At 51.5% G+C, this 16208-nt stretch carries 15 protein-coding genes and 1 rRNA gene; 2 read left to right on the top strand and 14 right to left on the bottom strand.

Annotation, left to right across the window (positions count from 1 at the left end; translation table 11 throughout):
* A 16S ribosomal RNA gene (locus BQ2657_RS00225) occupies positions 1–62 on the bottom strand; the annotation flags it as partial.
* An 830-nt stretch (positions 63–892) separates the two neighbouring features.
* On the opposite strand from BQ2657_RS00225, the gene BQ2657_RS12935 reads away from it, so the two are divergent.
* Positions 893–1069, top strand: a complete 177-nt coding sequence (locus BQ2657_RS12935; RefSeq protein ID WP_154667097.1) for a hypothetical protein — start codon at positions 893–895, stop codon at positions 1067–1069.
* Positions 1070–1123: 54 nt separating this feature from the next.
* Here BQ2657_RS12935 and BQ2657_RS00220 read toward each other — a convergent pair whose 3' ends face one another.
* From BQ2657_RS00220 to BQ2657_RS00200, 5 genes are all read right to left on the bottom strand, one after another.
* Complete coding sequence (locus tag BQ2657_RS00220; protein WP_075578835.1) at positions 1124–1459, bottom strand: hypothetical protein; 336 nt, start codon at positions 1457–1459, stop codon at positions 1124–1126.
* A gap of 85 nt (positions 1460–1544) precedes the next feature.
* Positions 1545–2975, bottom strand: coding sequence for an SLC13 family permease (locus BQ2657_RS00215; protein ID WP_075578834.1), 1431 nt, complete (start codon positions 2973–2975; stop codon positions 1545–1547).
* 14 nt (positions 2976–2989) lie between these two features.
* On the bottom strand, positions 2990–4453 hold the full coding sequence (locus tag BQ2657_RS00210) for a serine hydrolase domain-containing protein (RefSeq protein WP_075578833.1): 1464 nt from the start codon (positions 4451–4453) through the stop codon (positions 2990–2992).
* An 18-nt stretch (positions 4454–4471) separates the two neighbouring features.
* On the bottom strand, positions 4472–4795 hold the full coding sequence (locus BQ2657_RS00205; protein WP_075578832.1) for a DUF4387 family protein: 324 nt from the start codon (positions 4793–4795) through the stop codon (positions 4472–4474).
* Positions 4796–4810: 15 nt separating this feature from the next.
* Positions 4811–6160, bottom strand: a complete 1350-nt coding sequence (locus BQ2657_RS00200) for an acyclic terpene utilization AtuA family protein (RefSeq protein ID WP_075578831.1) — start codon at positions 6158–6160, stop codon at positions 4811–4813.
* A 206-nt stretch (positions 6161–6366) separates the two neighbouring features.
* Here BQ2657_RS00200 and BQ2657_RS00195 point away from each other — a divergent pair, with 206 nt between their 5' ends.
* A complete protein-coding gene (locus BQ2657_RS00195) occupies positions 6367–7230 on the top strand; it encodes a LysR family transcriptional regulator (RefSeq protein WP_075578830.1) in 864 nt (287 codons plus the stop codon).
* 120 nt (positions 7231–7350) lie between these two features.
* On the opposite strand, the gene BQ2657_RS00190 is transcribed toward BQ2657_RS00195, so the two are convergent.
* The 8 genes from BQ2657_RS00190 to BQ2657_RS00150 form a co-directional block, all read right to left on the bottom strand.
* Entirely contained in the window at positions 7351–8640 is a 1290-nt protein-coding gene (locus BQ2657_RS00190) for an adenylosuccinate synthase (protein ID WP_075578829.1), read from the bottom strand.
* Between the two features lie 20 nt (positions 8641–8660).
* A complete protein-coding gene (purB, locus tag BQ2657_RS00185; RefSeq protein ID WP_075578828.1) occupies positions 8661–9953 on the bottom strand; it encodes an adenylosuccinate lyase in 1293 nt (430 codons plus the stop codon).
* A gap of 171 nt (positions 9954–10124) precedes the next feature.
* On the bottom strand, positions 10125–11456 hold the full coding sequence (dnaB, locus tag BQ2657_RS00180) for a replicative DNA helicase (RefSeq protein ID WP_075578827.1): 1332 nt from the start codon (positions 11454–11456) through the stop codon (positions 10125–10127).
* A 140-nt stretch (positions 11457–11596) separates the two neighbouring features.
* Positions 11597–12049, bottom strand: a complete 453-nt coding sequence (rplI, locus tag BQ2657_RS00175; RefSeq protein ID WP_075578826.1) for a 50S ribosomal protein L9 — start codon at positions 12047–12049, stop codon at positions 11597–11599.
* Positions 12009–14057, bottom strand: coding sequence for a DHH family phosphoesterase (locus BQ2657_RS00170; RefSeq protein WP_075578825.1), 2049 nt, complete (start codon positions 14055–14057; stop codon positions 12009–12011). Before BQ2657_RS00170 ends, rplI begins: the two co-directional genes overlap by 41 nt.
* A gap of 344 nt (positions 14058–14401) precedes the next feature.
* On the bottom strand, positions 14402–15358 hold the full coding sequence (locus BQ2657_RS00160; RefSeq protein WP_075578823.1) for a YybS family protein: 957 nt from the start codon (positions 15356–15358) through the stop codon (positions 14402–14404).
* A 147-nt stretch (positions 15359–15505) separates the two neighbouring features.
* The gene (gene rpsR / locus BQ2657_RS00155) at positions 15506–15742 is read right to left on the bottom strand and encodes a 30S ribosomal protein S18 (protein ID WP_012937440.1); all 237 of its coding nucleotides are present in this window, start codon (positions 15740–15742) and stop codon (positions 15506–15508) included.
* 21 nt (positions 15743–15763) lie between these two features.
* Complete coding sequence (locus BQ2657_RS00150; RefSeq protein WP_075578822.1) at positions 15764–16207, bottom strand: single-stranded DNA-binding protein; 444 nt, start codon at positions 16205–16207, stop codon at positions 15764–15766.
* Between the last annotated feature and the right edge of the window lies 1 nt (position 16208).

Below are 16208 nucleotides of genomic sequence, written 5' to 3'. Positions count from 1 at the left end.
ACTTGCATGTGTTAAGCACGCCGCCAGCGTTCGTCCTGAGCCAGGATCAAACTCTCCAAAATAGATATTTTGAAGAGCCGCTTGGCTCTTGAAAAACTAGCTTTGATTTTTTAACCTGGTTGTCATCCAGGTGACTCGATCTCATCACCGTAAAGGTGACTTGACCCGCACATCTGTCAACAATATTCAGTTCTCAAAGTTCGTCTTGCCGTCTCAGTGACAGCTATTATATATTAGCAGATTCAATCATTCTTGTCAACAACTTTTTTCAAGAAATGTTCCACCTGAAACAGTTGGACTGGAATGAGCACTTCTGCCCCTGCTCCCTCAAAGAGAAAGCTTGTATAGTATAGCAAAAAGGCGAAGAAAACGCAAGGGTTTTCTTCGCCTTGTATGTGTCAACAAGTTCTCGGTGAAACCTTCATTGCCGTATAGTTATTCAGAAATAGTGTCAAAAATTTTTTATCGTTGCTTCAACGGAGACGACGTAGGGGTTTCGCCGCAGGCAAACCCGTCCCGGCCTCCCAGAGGGGAAAAGTCCTCCTATACCCGTACTGACCTGCACCTCACCCTTCCGCTGGGAGGGCAGACCCGTTCGTCCCTGGCGGGAGGCTCACAGCCTATCGCCTTGCCCTGACGGTCAAAGGCTGCGGCTACGGACCAGGAAGCCAAATGGTTTCGCCCGCGTGCTCCACCCGTTAAGCGACCACTGTCGATGTTATCCCGCCGACTCCTCCTGGGCCTGCCCTCCCAGCTCCCGGGGTATCGACGTATACTCGTACAAAGTACCAGCAAGGCCGGAAGCCAAGTCCGCCCTGCAGGAGCGGGGGACCGGGCTTGCCCGGTGGTGGGGGCATGAGGTCCTGAAAGGACCGAATACCTTGACGGTGGTATGGAAACTATTTACCTGAGAGACAGCAATGGATACTGCGGTCATCATATTTCTACTTCTGCCAGACACTCCCTTGTTTTCGGCCGGTCCTGCGAAGTATCGGCTGTCGCCGATGCCCCCACCACCGTGCTCCGCACGGTCCCCAGCTACGGCATAAGCGACCGCCAACGCCGTTGAAGCGTCGGGCGCCTGCTTACGCCCCTCACAAGGCGGACTTTGGGACCGTCCTTATCACCAGTTCAGTGCTGCAACCAACTGTTCCATGGGACTGCTGTTGGGACCGTAATTGGCAATTCTGCACTGATGGGCACCTACGTGAGGGACGAATATCGGCTTTTTCACCGCTTTTCGCACCGCATTCCGGTACTCTTTCCGGGTTTTCAGCGACATAACGCACAAATCTCCTGCCAGGGCCTGCTCCAGGTCAGCGTTCTTCAGACCACTGATCACCTTGACCATTGCCAGGCCGCCTCTATAGCTCCAGCGCCGTCCCTGTTTCTTCATCCGATAGGTATACGTCCGATGGTTGCTTTCACAAGTCCCCAGGCCTTTCCGACAGTCTTCCATTCCCTCCCTCAGCGGCAGAGGAGTCAGCCATTCCCAGTTACGTTCCAAATAGCATCCCAGAGCGTCCCAATAGCTGCTGAATTCTTTAGGCACCCAGTTTAAATAAACCAAGAGTAATAAAGTAAAACACCGGAATGAAAAGCAGGATAGCAATCAATTTGAACAGAAATCCATATTTAATCATTTCCACAAGTTCAATCTCTCCTGTACTCATGGCAATAGCAGTCGGAGGCGTACCGGAAGGAAGTGCAAAAGCAAAGCTTGCACTGACGGTGACTGTCACCATCAAAATAAGAGGATTCATGTTCATAGCATTGGAAAAAGAATACATGATTGGTAAAAATGCAGCTACTACAACCTGATTGGTACAGAATTCAGAAACAATCGCTGCTAAAGTAGCCATGATGATGACCAAAATCATCGAAGGAATTCCATTGAACACACTGAGAAGGGTTGCAATCCAGTCAGTCACACCACAGACTGCCATAGCATTTCCCAAAGCCAAAGAAGAACCTACAAGCAAAGCTACAGGAGCTGGAAAATTTGCAAAAGCCGTTTTTGCATCAAGGAGCATTTCACCTTTTTTCAAGTCTACTGGTGTCACCATAAACAGCATGATTCCTATCACTGCAATCATTGTATCATTGATAACAGGGATATACTTTCCCCACCATACCCGGGTAATCATGGCTGCTACAACCGCAAGAAACAGAGTCGCCGTCATTTTTTCTCCCTTGCTCATGGGTCCAAGGTTTTCATATTTTTTTCGAACGACACTTACATCCACTGTCCCGTTATCTTTCCGCACGTCAAAGGCAAAGATGAGGAACAAAGCCAAAACAGGAAGCAGAATAATAACAAAAGGCAGGCCGACTTTTAGCCAGTCGTTGAAGCTAAAGGTAATTCCGGTCATTTGTCCGATAATTCCGATGCCAGTGAGATTGGTTGCCCCTCCAAGCATCGTTCCAATACCTCCGCAACTAGCCGCAAATGGAATGGCCATCACTAATGCCTTTTTAAACTGGGACCCCTCTCTGAGTTTCAGTGATTCCAAAAGAGCCAATGCAATGGGAATCATCATGGTCGTAGCAGTAGTATTGGACATGAACATCGAAGCAATCCCAGTTCCCAATACAAAGCCTAAAATCACAGATGACATTTTAGATCCACATAGAAGGCAAATTCCCAACGCAATCCTTTTATGGAGATTCCATTTTACAATCGAATTGGAAATCAACAACATCGAAACAACTAGTAGAACGGTACCTGATACAAATTGAGGATTGGGGTTGAATTTCAATGCTTTGGTGATTCCAGTCAAAGGAAATAAGATAATGGGGAGGGCTGCAGCAATCCCATAATGAACGGCTTCTGTAGCCCACCAAATCAGGACCCATGCTACAATGGCAAGGCAACGTACGCCCCAGATGCTGAGAGATCCACTGCCTGGTACCAGCATGAGTAATAAAAATGCCAATGGTCCGGCAAACAGTCCGATTTTTTGATATGCTTTCATGATAGATTCCCTTTCTACTGTTGTTCCCGATAAGCAATAACTTCAGGCCGTTCCGTATCTTGGGTATTTACATTCACAAAGCGTTTAAAACGCAGCCGGTCCCCTTCAAAATTGCACACTACTGTATCCACAAAAGTCATTTCTACCCAGGCCCATTTCATGACGAGAGTATTTTTATCGATTCGAAACACTTTAGCAGCAACAGGCGTACAGTCAGGCTGATATTGATGATGGAGATAATTCCCTGTCATGGAACTTTCTGTGTACTCCCAATTTCTATATCCGCAAAGCACGCTATGCGTTCCTCTTGCATCTGTCATAGTAAAATTCAGATTCTCTTTTCCAAATGCAAAAGAAAAGTTTTTTATGCCATCGATATTTTCTTCCGCCCTATATAGACCGCTAGGAAAATCGGAAAAAGACTGTCCTTGGAAAGATTCAGGGCACGGCAGATCAAGCTGTCCAAGGTAGTTCTTCATCTTTTCATAGGCATCTGGATTTTCAGGCAATGCGTCTTCATGAACGATAGAAAACAGATATTTTTCGAGCAAGTCCCTCATCGCCTTATCCAGCGCATTGGGCCGGTTCCCAGGATGTGCGGCATTGATAGAAACCACCATATCCAGTTTGGGTACCATGACGACCGTTTGTCCAAAAATCCCTCCGCTGCTGATAACGCCATCTTCATTACACAGATGGAATCCGTAGCCGGTATCCGGATTTAACTTGCAGGAATCCACCATTGCTTCCTGGATCCATTGATGGGAAAGATAACGTTTTCCATTCCAAATCCCATCGTTCAAATACAACAACCCAATTTTAAGAGCATCTACATTGGTCATGGTAATGCCATTCCCTCCGGAACAGATACCATGAGGACATTTATCCCACCTCATCTTTCCGAACTGCATATCTTTCAGCAGGCGGTCATACAGATATTCAAAGGTGGTTTTCCCGGTTACTTTTTGTACAATGGCACTCAGGATATAACTGGTTGCGCTCGTATACTGAAAATGAACGCCAGGTTCATACGCAAGCGGTTCTTTAAAGAATTCTGCAACCCAGCTGGTCTTGATGGGACGCCATTTGTTCCCGCTAATGAGATGAGCATGTCCGCATCTCATTGTAATCAGGTCCCGAACGGTCATCCGGTAGACCCTTTTGTCAGTGATTCCCTGGACTTCATCAGGAAAGAATGATGCGACTTTATCATCAAGGGATATCACTCCCTCATCACAGACAATTCCTACTGCTGTATTGGTAAGCAGCTTCGTAAGAGAATGCGTCATGTGGGGTATTTCATTTTTATAAGGATTCCAACTTCCTTGAGCGATGAGTTTACCGTGGCGCGCAATAGAAACATGGTGAAATTCTATTCCGCAGGAATCTAGCTTTGCATAAAAAGCCGCTAAATCTTTAGAAGAAATTCCTACTTCTTCAGGTGCTGCACTTTGCAGGATTTTCTGTTTTTCCATCATTTTCACTGCCTCCACACCCTACACGCGTACCTCATCTGGCACATCCAGATTCACAAGAAATCTGTGTTCCTGGCAGCCGTAAAGATCGTCATCCAAAAAATCTCCAGCCGGATACTTTCGCACAATGGAGAACTTGATGGCATTGGCCAGAGGCAGGTCATACCTCTTGATCTTATCCAGCGGAACCCCGAGGAGTGCTGCCACATGCTCTACCGCCAGCGCATGACAGCTGGCTATTTTTTTGAACTGCTCATGGCTTGGAAAAATGATATCGAAAGTAATGGCAAAGGGACCAGCGTTTTTGGAACGAATCAATTTTGCACCTTCATAAAGTTTGGTCATACTGCATTCCTCCTCTTACAGGTCATAATATTTGATTCTGCAGGTTTCCAAAGGATCATCTACTTGGATTACATGGTTTAGGCAAAAGCTGTAAGTCTTGCCATTTTCCATAGTCATTAGGCTGGGAGGAGAAAAGGGAAACGCCGTCTGACTCTGAGCGCCTTCCCAATCATGGATGGGCACATGAAGAGCCGTATGCCATACATTCGAAATAATGCCATCTGCATCCTGTGGAGTTTTGGCAAGGATGTCAAATACCACTCCAACAGTTTCCGTGTTATCATCTTTGGGATTCCCATAAACAAGATACCGGAAACGGTAATCATCTTTGCCCAGCTGCATACCCTTTTGGATCTTAGTCCGTGCTGCTTTTTCTACTTCTTTCAGCCAGCTGTCCATCTGTTTAAGGACCAGTGGATCACGCACACCAGCCACTGCTACTCGGCGGTAGCCCTCAAACTTTGCTCCTTCGATTTTTACAGTATAAGGAGTTCTTTTCATTGTACTGCCGGTAACTTTCACTCTGCGGTCATTCTCTGCTTCATATACTGCATCTTTGATATCCAATATCCGTCCGGGCTCTACTAAATGAAACGGATCTGAATTTTCATATAAAGTATGCGATACCACCGAAACCGGAGAAACTGCCATTTCCGGATGGGCCGGTTCAATGCTCATGGAATCTTCCCGAACCCACGACATCATACTCCCATGATATTTTTCAAAGACCGATGCAAGGGTCCCACATTCCAGGACCTTTCCTGCATGCCAGGCGAATGCATTGTCCAGCCCTTCTCGGATAGGCACTGCAGAATAAATGGAGGTATCCGTAGCTCTGCCGGCAATAATGACGTTGGCTCCCTGATTTAAAGCTTCAATCATCGGTTCGGCCCCAATCACGGAAACACACCGGGAAATTTCGTCAATCTTTTTGTCATCCAAGTTTTCCCAACCATCCAACGGTTTGATTCGTCCTTTGGCCAGATATTCTTTCAGCTGATCTTTTGTCAGTTCTGTTTTGATTTCAGCCAACTTGAAATGCAATTTATCTTCTGCTGCAATTTCTTTGACGATATCAATCATCCAGTCTACATTGGGATCCGCGCCAGCTGTTCCTGCAGAGCCTACGATGACAGGGATTTTTCTAGCAACACCCTCCCGGATCATCAATTCCAAATCTCTTTTGGCAGCTTTTCGATTCATCCGAGGTTTCCCTTCTCCCAAATAAAACGGTCCGGAGTCACAGGTCCCAGAATCACAACCAATGATATCCGGATGTTTTTCCAATGCATACTGGTAAGATTTCTCATCAAAAGAAGATCCCAGCATCCCGGCTACGGCTAATACACATACTTCCTTTTTCATTCCGCCATTCATCCTTCCTTCAGCTCTATGAACAGAGCATTTAGTAAAATAGATTGTAATTGGAATTTTCTTTCTTCTTGTTTTTATTGTACTTCTTGACTGTAGAAAAGAGAATATTATAATAATTACAGGTATATTAAACAATATTTAATATACCTGTTTGAATGCATTACGAAGCTTATGCAAAATGACAGAAAGGAAATTCTATGGATCAACTGGATTGGAATTTGATTCGTGTCCTCCATGAAACACGCAGTATGACAAAAGCTGCAGAAGTGCTCTATATCTCTTCCCCAGCCATCCTTTATCGGGTTCGCCGGATGGAAAAAGAATATAGGACTCCCCTGTTCAGTAAAAACAACAAAGGAGTATCCCTCACCAGTGCAGGTCTCCGCCTTCTTTCATTTGCGGATTTGATGCTGCAATATGATTCCTACATCTACAGCCAGGTCAATTCAAAAGGAGAAGAAATTTCCGGAACCATTGAAATTGGAGCTACTGGCAATTTTTTCATGCATGAACTAGCCGCTCAAATTAAGGATTTCCACACAAAATATCCAGGTATCATGATTCGCATTACCATTGATTCAAGCATTCAATTGATCCACAAACTTGCTGCCAGCCAACTCATGTTGGCCATTACCCGGGGCAAACCTCAATGGAACGGTCCTGTAGAAACGATTTTTACCGAGCCTCATATCATTGTTTCTGCTTACCCCATTAACAACACCCTGCTCCATACCATGCCCTACCTGACAAATGATTCTCCTACCTCTACCCCTTTTAGCAGCTGGCTGGAAGAATACTTTGAAAAAGATCTCCCAAAGCGCTCCAAAATCCAGCTTTCCGGTGATTCCCTGACTTTAAAGGCCCTTGTCATGCAGGGGCTGGGTTGGGCCATTATTCCCTACACACATCTTTACAAAGAAGACGGGCTCTATAGCAAACCCTTACTCCATAAAGACGGTACCCCTTACCAGCTACAGACGAATCTGTTATATGCAGAAGCTTGCAAAGACTTTGATACCTATCAAGCCTACATCTCACATCTGCGGGAGTTTTTTTCTTAATTTGGTAGTTCTTTAACCTCCATAAAAACAAAAGCGAGAAAATCACCAATGGATTTTCTCGCTTTTGTTTTTATTTTTTGAAAGATTTCTTCCACCCTTAGCAGAGTGATTTGTTATCTCTCAGAAGAATTCCTTCAAAGAGAAGGTTTGATCCCGGTTGGGGCCTACGGATACGATGCCGATTTCCACACCCACCACTTCGCTGAGGCGGTTCAGATAGGCCTGGGCTTCCAACGGCAGGTCCCCATAGGAACGGACGCCGGAAATGTCCTTTTTCCAGCCTTTGAAGGTTTCATACACCGGTTTGGCCTTGGCCAGGATGGACAGATCCGCCGGGATGTGCTGGATGGGCTCTCCGTCGATGGTCCAGCCGGTGCACATCTTGATTTCATCCAGGCCGTCCAGGATATCCAGACGGGTGATAGCCAGGGCATCCATGGAGTTCAGCCGGGCGGCATATTTCACCATGAAGGCATCCAGCCAGCCGCAGCGGCGGGGCCGCCCGGTGACGGTGCCGAATTCATGGCCGGTGTTCCGGAGATAGGTCCCCGGGCCGTCGGTATCGAACAGTTCACACACAAAGGGGCCTTCCCCTACCCGGGTGGTATAGGCTTTCACCACGCCCACCACATGGTCGATGAACCGAGGTCCTACGCCGCTGCCAGTGGCTGCATTGCCAGCGGTGGGGTTGGAGCTGGTCACATAGGGATAGGTGCCGTAGTCGATGTCCAGGAAGGTGGCCTGGGCCCCTTCGAACAGGACTTTCTTGTGGGCGTCGAAGATATTCCCCAGAGCCACGCTGGTATCCGTTACATGAGGACGGAGTTCTTCCGCATAGCCCAGATAAGCCTTCAGCATGGGTTCATATTCCATGGGTTCTGCACCGTACACCTTGGTGAACAGGGCATTTTTGGCTGCCAGGTTCCGTTTCAGTTTTTCTGCCAGGACTTCTTTGTTCATCAGGTCGCAGACACGGATCCCGGTCCGGGCATATTTATCCATATAGCAGGGGCCGATGCCTCCCTTGGTGGTGCCGATCTTGGCATCTCCCAGGGCTGCTTCCTGGAGTTCATCCTGTTTTTCATGGTACGGAAATACCACATGAGCCCGGTCGCTGATCAGCAGGTTGCTGGTATCCACGCCCTTGGCCTTCATTTCAGCGATTTCCTGGAGCACCACACGGGGGTTGATCACCACTCCGTTGCCCAGGATGCAGGTCTTTTCCTTGTACAAAATTCCGCTGGGCAGCAGACGCAGTTTATAGGAAACGTCATTGACCACCACCGTATGGCCGGCGTTGGAGCCGCCGGAATAGCGGACCACCGCATCGGCCTGTTGGGCCAGGTAGTCAACGATCTTGCCTTTGCCTTCGTCCCCCCACTGGGAACCGATCACAACAACAGATGACATAGAGTTCTCCTTCTTTCAGGTTACATTCCAAACCGGGCGTAGATTTCATCCACATGCTTCAGCATATGTTTCGGTTCGAAGCAGGCTTCCACTTCTTCTTTGGTCAGGTACTTGTCGATGTCCGGATCCGCTTCTACGTTGGTCTTGAAATCGGCGCCTTCCATCCACCGGGCCATGGCATTCCGCTGCACCCACTTGTAGGCATCTTCCCGGAGCACCCCTTTGCTCACCAGGGCGATCAGCAGGTTCTGGCTGTAGATCAAGCCGCCGGTCAGGTTCAGGTCCCGGAGCATGGCATCCGGGTAAACCAGCATCTTGCCCATGATGTCCTTCATCTTCCGCAGCATATGGTCCAGCAGGATGGTGGAATCCGGCAGGATGATCCGTTCCACGGAGGAATGGGAAATATCCCGTTCATGCCACAGGGCCACGTTCTCGATGGCCGCCTCGGCGTTGCCCCGGAGGACACGGGCCAGGCCGCAGATCTTTTCACAGGTGATGGGGTTCCGTTTATGAGGCATAGCGGAAGAGCCCTTCTGGCCGGGGGCAAAGTATTCTTCGGCTTCCCGGACTTCCGTCCGCTGGAGGTGGCGGACTTCCGTAGCCATTTTTTCCAGGGTGGCGCCGCACACGGCAATGGTGCTCAGATAGAAGGCATGGCGGTCTCTCTGGACGACCTGGTTGGCAATGGGCACAGGGGTCAGGCCCAGTTTTTCGCACACATATTTTTCCACGAACGGATCGATGTTGGAATAAGTCCCGATGGCACCGCTGAGCTTGCCCACAGAGATGTATTTCTTGGCCATTTCCAGCCGTTCGATGTTCCGTTCCGTTTCAGACATCCACAGCAGGAACTTCAGCCCGAAGGTCATGGGTTCTGCATGGATCCCATGGGTACGGCCCACACACAGGGTATGCCGGTATTTCTGGGCCTGGCTCTTGAGGATCTCATGGAGTTCTTTTTCTTCCCGGATCAGGATTTCCGCGGAATGTTTCATCATAAGGCCCATGGCCGTATCCTTCACATCGTTGGAGGTCAGGCCTTTATGGATATATTTGGAAGCATCGCCCACATGTTCAGCCACAGAAGTAAGCAGAGAAATGATGTCATGGTTGGTGGTCTTTTCGATTTCATGGACCCGGTCCAGGTCGAAATCCGCTTTGGTTTGGATGTCATGGAGCGCATCATCCGGTACAATGCCCAGTTTGTTCATGGCTTCACAGGCCGTGACTTCAACTTTGACAATGTTGCGGTCTTCGTTTTCTTCCGTCCAGATGGAACCCATTTCTTTACTGGTATAACGTGGAATCACAATACTTCCTCCTTAGGTATAACAAAAAAATGGCATAACGAGGGAACACACCGTTCCCGCTGCTTTTTTATTGTATCATTTTACCGAACGCTTCGCAATGACAAGTATATTTTGTTTGATAAAAAGGTGCTGCTGCACAGGCGGGAATACCACCCGTGCAGCAGCACCTTTTCACCCCTGCTGTTTGCTCAGATCATAGAACCGGGTGATGTCCTTCCGGAAGAACAGCTGCACCGTGCCCACCGGGCCGTTCCGGTGCTTGGCCACAATCAGTTCCGCCACATTTTTCTGTTCCGTATCCGGATTGTAGTAATCATCCCGGTAAATGAAGCAGACGATATCCGCGTCCTGTTCCAAAGCCCCAGATTCCCGCAGGTCGCTGAGCATGGGCCGTTTGCTGGTCCGCTGCTCCACGCTCCGGCTCAGCTGGGAAAGGGCGATTACCGGTACATTCAGCTCCCGGGCCAGTCCCTTCAAGGACCGGGAAATATCGCTCATTTCCTGCTGCCGGTTGTCGCTGGCCCGTTTGGAAGACCCCTGCATCAGCTGCAGATAGTCCACGATAATCAGATCCAGGCCATTCTCGTTTTTCCACCGCCGTGCCTTGGAGCGCATCTCCAGGGCCGTCATCCCCGGGGTATCATCCATCATGATCTTGGCGGAGCTGAGCTTATCCGCCGCGCTGACTAGGTTGGGCCACTCGTTTTCCTGGAGCTGTCCGATCCGCAGCCGGGAAGCATCGATCCCCGCTTCTGAGCAAAGGAGCCGCTGGACCAGCTGTTCCTTGCTCATTTCCAGAGAGAAGAAAGCCACGGATTTGCCCCCGGTGAGGGCCACATGTTCCGCGATGTTCAGTACCAGGGAGGATTTCCCCATGGAAGGACGGGCTGCCACAATGATCAAGTCCGAGGGCTGGAGACCGCTGGTCATCTTGTCGAAATCCGTGAATCCGGTAGGCAGTCCGGTATAAGCATCCTTGGAATCATACAGTTCCTCGATCCGGGCCATGGCGCTCTTGACGATGTCCTTGATCTTCACCACGCCCCCGGCATGTTTCCGGTTGGCCACGGCCAAGATCTTCTGTTCTGCCTGGTCGATGGTCTGGGCTATGTCTTCTTCTTCCTCATAGCCGCTGGCCGCCACTTCTGTGGCCGCATTGATCAACTGCCGGCGCAGGGCCTTCTCTTCCACGATCTTGGCATGGTACACCACATTGGCGGCCGTGGGCACGGCATTGCTGAGGGCGGTGATGGCCGCCGTCCCGCCGATGGTATCCAGCTTCCCCATTTTCCGCAGCTCTTCGGTGACGGTGACCAGATCCACCGCCTCGTTGCGGCTGTGGAGATCCATGATGGCTGAAAAGATGATCCGGTCATCCGGACGGTAAAAATCGTCTTCTGACAGGATTTCTCCGGCCTTGTCAATGGCTTCCCGGCTGAGGAGCATGGCTCCCAGCACACTTTGTTCCGCCTCGATATTTTGAGGGGGAATACGTTCTTCCAAAGGGCAGTCCTCCTTTCCTGAAAAGAAACCCACCACCGTATCACAGAGGTGCCGATCCCCTTCTCAAGACAGCCATTGTCCTGTCTATCCGCCCTTTTCAAGGGCGGGGGACCAGCCTGGGGCTGGTGGTGGGTTCATTTTTATGCTTCCGTTTCTACAACGACCTTGAACTTCGCGGACACGTCCGGCAGAAGTTTCGCCGTCGCAGTGTACACCCCCGGGCTCTTGATGGTTTCCGGGATCTCGATCTTCCGGCGGTCCACGCCTTCCATCCCCGTCTGGGTCAGCAGGGCATCCGCCACATCCTTGGAAGCAATGGAGCCGAACAGCTTGCCGTTGGCCCCCACTTTCACCTTCATGTGGAGGGTAACTTTTTCCAGCTGGGCAGCCAGGATCACCGCTTCGTCATGGGCCTGGGCAGCCCGGTGTTTGGCCACCTGCATATCTTGTTTGGCCTGGTTCAGGTTCCGGGAAGTGGCTTCTTCCGCCATGCCCCGAGGGATCAGATAGTTCCGGCCATAGCCTTCCGCCGTTTCGATGATATCGCCTTTTTTACCCAATTTCTTGATGTCCTGCAGCAAGATTACCTTCATCTGTATCGCTCTCCTTCATTTGTTCTTTGGCCAGTTCAAGGACTTTCGGCATCAGTTCTTCCGCCGTCACGCCCTTGACCTGCACCCCGGCCACGGTCTGATGGCCGCCGCCGCCAAGTTCTTCCATCATCACCTGCACATTGACGGAACCGTCACTGCGGGCACTGATGCTGACTCCTTTTTCATTCTGGCTGAAAACCACGCTGGCCCGGATGTCATCCATGGTCAGCAATTCATCCGCCGCCTGGGCCACGATCACCGGCGTATCCTTATCCTGGCAAGAGCACTGGTGCACCGCCACAGCCAGTCCGGGCAGGGGCTGTTTCATCTCGGTGATGATCCGGGCCCGGGTGAGCACCGTATGTTCATCATCTTTGAACAGCAGGGAAACCATATGGGGGTCGGCTCCGTTCCGGCGCAGGAACGCTGCCGCTTCGAAAGTCCGTTCCCCGGTCTGCACCGCAAAATTCTTGGTGTCCACCAGGATCCCTGCATACAGGGCCGTGGCTTCCACTTCGGAAAACTGCAGCTTGTTTTCAAAATACTGGAGGATCTCTGTGACCATTTCGCAGGTGGAAGAAGTGGAAGGTTCCATGTACTGGAGCATCACATCGGTGATGGCGTCTTCCGCCCGCCGGTGATGGTCGATGATGATCCGTCTCCGGATGGCCTGGAGCACCCGGGGAGCCGCGCTGAGCATGGCCCGATGGTGATCCACCAGCACCAGGATGCTGCCGGGAGTGATCCGTTTCAGGGCTTCTTCCTCATCCACGAACAAGGACAGATACCGGTCGCTCTGGTCCTTGGACACCGTCTCCAGCTTCTTCAGGGAAGGCCCCTGGCCGCTGGTGACGATGCAGCAGCTCTTGTTCAGGGTCAGGGCCATCTTGGCCACTCCGATGGCTGCTCCCAGGGCATCGTAATCTTCATTGGCATGGCCCATGATGAACACCTGGTCCGCACTGACCATCAGCTCATGGATGGCCTGGGCCACGATCCGGGCCCGCACCCGGGTGTTTTTCGCCTGGACGGAACCCCGGGCCCCATAGAAGCTCATATCGTCCCCCAATTGGACCACAGCCTGGTCGCCGCCCCGGCCCAGGGCCAGATCCAGGGCAGCCTGGGCCTTTTGGCTCATTTCCGACAGGTTCCGGCTGTCCGCGGCCACCCCGATGCTGATGGTGGGGCTGATCCGGTTCCCGCTTTTGATGTCCCGGACCCGGTCCAGCACCTGGAACTTCTTGCTGATGGTATCCGTCAGCCCTTTCCGGCTCAGGCCTACTACGAACATGTCTTCCGTATACTTTTGGAAATATCCGTGGACCTCCTCCACCCAGCCGCCGATGGCCTTGGTCACATCCACGATCAGGCTGGCCCGTTCATTTTCATTCAGCCCCTTCATGGCGTCGTCATAATTGTCGAATTGGACATAGGCCACCACCGGCCGTTCTTCCTCGTACCGTTTTTTCTGCCGTTCCCGGTCCGTGATATCCGTCAGATACAGGGCCAGCCCCGTATCTTCTTCCGGGTTGTCGGTGATCTGGATCCGCCGGACCAGCATCTTGTAGATCCGGTCCCCGATCTTGATCTGCTTGTCCGCATCCCGGAGCCGCAGGGTGGCAAAGTTGTTGTCCGGAGGAGGCAGCACCTTTTCGAAAGGCGTAGCCAGGGGCACATCCACCGCGATGAATTCGTTGAACAGCCGGTTCCGCCACTGGAGATGGCCTTCCTTGTCAAAGACCCCGATCCCGATGGGGATCCGCTGGGAAGCATAATTGTTGGCCCGCTCGATATTCCGGACCACCGTGGTCATGGAATGGTTGAACCAGGCTTCCCGGAGCCGGTTGCTCCGAAAGGTCAGGTAATAGACCAGCAGTACGGAAAGGAATCCCACTGCCGTACAGATAGCCTGGTTCACGGCAATCCCGTAGACCACCAGGGCAGATCCCAGGAGGGCCACCCCGATGCGCACAGACTGCCAGAGATTCCGGCGTGATTTATCGTCCATTTTCTCTCCCTCTATTCCGGCTTTTTCGCGTCCGGTTTCCGGATTTTCCGCAGATCAAAGACCATTTCATAGGCCCCCAGCACNCCGCTGGGAAGCATAATTGTTGGCCCGCTCGATATTCCGGACCACCGTGGTCATGGAATGGTTGAACCAGGCTTCCCGGAGCCGGTTGCTCCGAAAGGTCAGGTAATAGACCAGCAGTACGGAAAGGAATCCCACTGCCGTACAGATAGCCTGGTTCACGGCAATCCCGTAGACCACCAGGGCAGATCCCAGGAGGGCCACCCCGATGCGCACAGACTGCCAGAGATTCCGGCGTGATTTATCGTCCATTTTCTCTCCCTCTATTCCGGCTTTTTCGCGTCCGGTTTCCGGATTTTCCGCAGATCAAAGACCATTTCATAGGCCCCCAGCACCACCACCAGCTGAGAAGCGATGGGCAGGGTAAAGGTCAGCAGCAGGCTCAGGGGAAGCAGGATCCGGGGATAACGGCGGTATTCCACATACCAGCGGATCAGGCAGAGCCCCTGGACCAGGAGCGGCATGTTCATCATCATGTACAAGGTATCCCCGCCCCGATACACCAGAGAATCCTGATAGTTCTGTCCGAAGAAGATCAGCATCATGCCGATGCCATAGGGCAGGAGCAGCCATTTGGGCAGCTTCCACAAGGCGAAAGGCGGGAACCAGGGGTAATAATCCCCCAGCCGGCCCAGGATCTTCCGGGCCGCCCAATAGTTGGCGATGGCGGTGATGGGAGCACTGAGCAGCACCCCCGCCGGCAGGATCAGTTCGAACATCTTTTTCATCTGGGCCAGCTGGGTCTCGCTGAAGCCGCTCATCCCCAAGGTCTGGAAGATCTCACTGCTCATGGAGACCGACTCATCGATGGACTGGAAGAACACTTCGATCACATTCACATGCATGAAGAAGTAGGCCGCCAGGGCACTGAGCACCGTGGAAAGCAGGGCCCCCAGGCTGCCCATCAGGAGGGTCTGTACCGGCGTCATCTGTTTCCGCATGGCATACCCCATGAAAAGGCCGATGAGCCCTAGGATCAGGCACTGGGTCAAGGCCTGGAGGGGGGACAGCAGCACCGCCACCACGCAGCCGGTGACCAATAGGCACAGGATGCTCCATTTGAGCCCGTTCCGCCGGCCACAGAGGATGATGGGCAAAGGCCACAGGATGCTGACGATGAGATCCAGCACTGGAATGTAATTTCCCACCAGGGTGAAAAGGACAGCCACTGCCGCCAGGATGCCGGATTCCACCAGCGAAGAAGTTTTATGGTACTGCAAAGCGATATTCCTCCATCATGATACTGCCGGCGCAGCCGGCTTCCTTCCGCCATTGACCATTGGCAGCTTATTCAGCGTTTCCTTTCTATTTTACAATATTTGGCAAAAAAAAGACAGACCCCGGAGGGTCTGTCTCTGTCATCCGGCTTATTCTGCCGTGAACGGCAGCAGCGCAACGTTTCTGGCACGTTTGATGGCAATGGTCAGCTGACGCTGATGTTTTGCACAGGTACCGGAAATCCGGCGAGGCAGGATCTTGCCCCGTTCGGTGATGAACTTGCGCAGCTTGGCTGCATCTTTATAATCGATTTCCTGGACTTTGTCGACGCAGAAGGAGCAGACTTTTCTTCTGGGTCTCCGATTTCCTCTTTCACGCTTCATCATAGCTATTCTCTATCCTCCCTTTTAGAATGGGATCTCTTCGTCAAAACCTACTTCAGAGCCAAAGCCCCCCATGGGATCGGCAGAGCCGCCCTGAGAGGGATGATTCTGGGAAGGAGAATTCTGCTGGCCTCCAGCAGGATTGCCGGTGCCTTTCCGTTCGATGAATTCCACACGGTCCGCAATGACTTCCGTCACATAATGCTTGTTCCCGTCTTTGCCATCGTAGCTGCGGATCTGCAGCCGTCCTTCCACCAGAGCCCTCTGGCCCTTGGTCAAACTGTTCCCACATAATTCAGCGGTTTTATTCCATGTAACGATGTTGATAAAATCCGCTTCCCGCTGACCATTCTTCGCAGTGAAGGGACGGTCAACTGCCAGAGTAAAGGTGCAGACCGTTTTTTCCGTAGGAGTGACCCGGACTTCCGGATCCCGTACGAGACGGCCTAACAAGATAATGCGATTCATA

The sequence above is a fragment of the Acidaminococcus massiliensis genome (genome assembly GCF_900095825.1).
Lineage (GTDB): Bacteria > Bacillota > Negativicutes > Acidaminococcales > Acidaminococcaceae > Acidaminococcus > Acidaminococcus massiliensis.
This window is presented reverse-complemented; position numbering and strand designations above follow the sequence as displayed.

Coding starts and splice junctions, on each gene's coding strand:
- BQ2657_RS12935 (WP_154667097.1), top strand. CDS start 893: ATGGAAACTATTTACCTGAGAGACAGCAATGGATACTGCGGTCATCAT.
- BQ2657_RS00220 (WP_075578835.1), bottom strand. CDS start 1,459: ATGGAAGACTGTCGGAAAGGCCTGGGGACTTGTGAAAGCAACCATCGG.
- BQ2657_RS00215 (WP_075578834.1), bottom strand. CDS start 2,975: ATGAAAGCATATCAAAAAATCGGACTGTTTGCCGGACCATTGGCATTT.
- BQ2657_RS00210 (WP_075578833.1), bottom strand. CDS start 4,453: ATGATGGAAAAACAGAAAATCCTGCAAAGTGCAGCACCTGAAGAAGTA.
- BQ2657_RS00205 (WP_075578832.1), bottom strand. CDS start 4,795: ATGACCAAACTTTATGAAGGTGCAAAATTGATTCGTTCCAAAAACGCT.
- BQ2657_RS00200 (WP_075578831.1), bottom strand. CDS start 6,160: ATGAAAAAGGAAGTATGTGTATTAGCCGTAGCCGGGATGCTGGGATCT.
- BQ2657_RS00195 (WP_075578830.1), top strand. CDS start 6,367: ATGGATCAACTGGATTGGAATTTGATTCGTGTCCTCCATGAAACACGC.
- BQ2657_RS00190 (WP_075578829.1), bottom strand. CDS start 8,640: ATGTCATCTGTTGTTGTGATCGGTTCCCAGTGGGGGGACGAAGGCAAA.
- rplI (WP_075578826.1), bottom strand. CDS start 12,049: ATGAAGGTAATCTTGCTGCAGGACATCAAGAAATTGGGTAAAAAAGGC.
- BQ2657_RS00170 (WP_075578825.1), bottom strand. CDS start 14,057: ATGGACGATAAATCACGCCGGAATCTCTGGCAGTCTGTGCGCATCGGG.
- rpsR (WP_012937440.1), bottom strand. CDS start 15,742: ATGATGAAGCGTGAAAGAGGAAATCGGAGACCCAGAAGAAAAGTCTGC.
- BQ2657_RS00150 (WP_075578822.1), bottom strand. CDS start 16,207: ATGAATCGCATTATCTTGTTAGGCCGTCTCGTACGGGATCCGGAAGTC.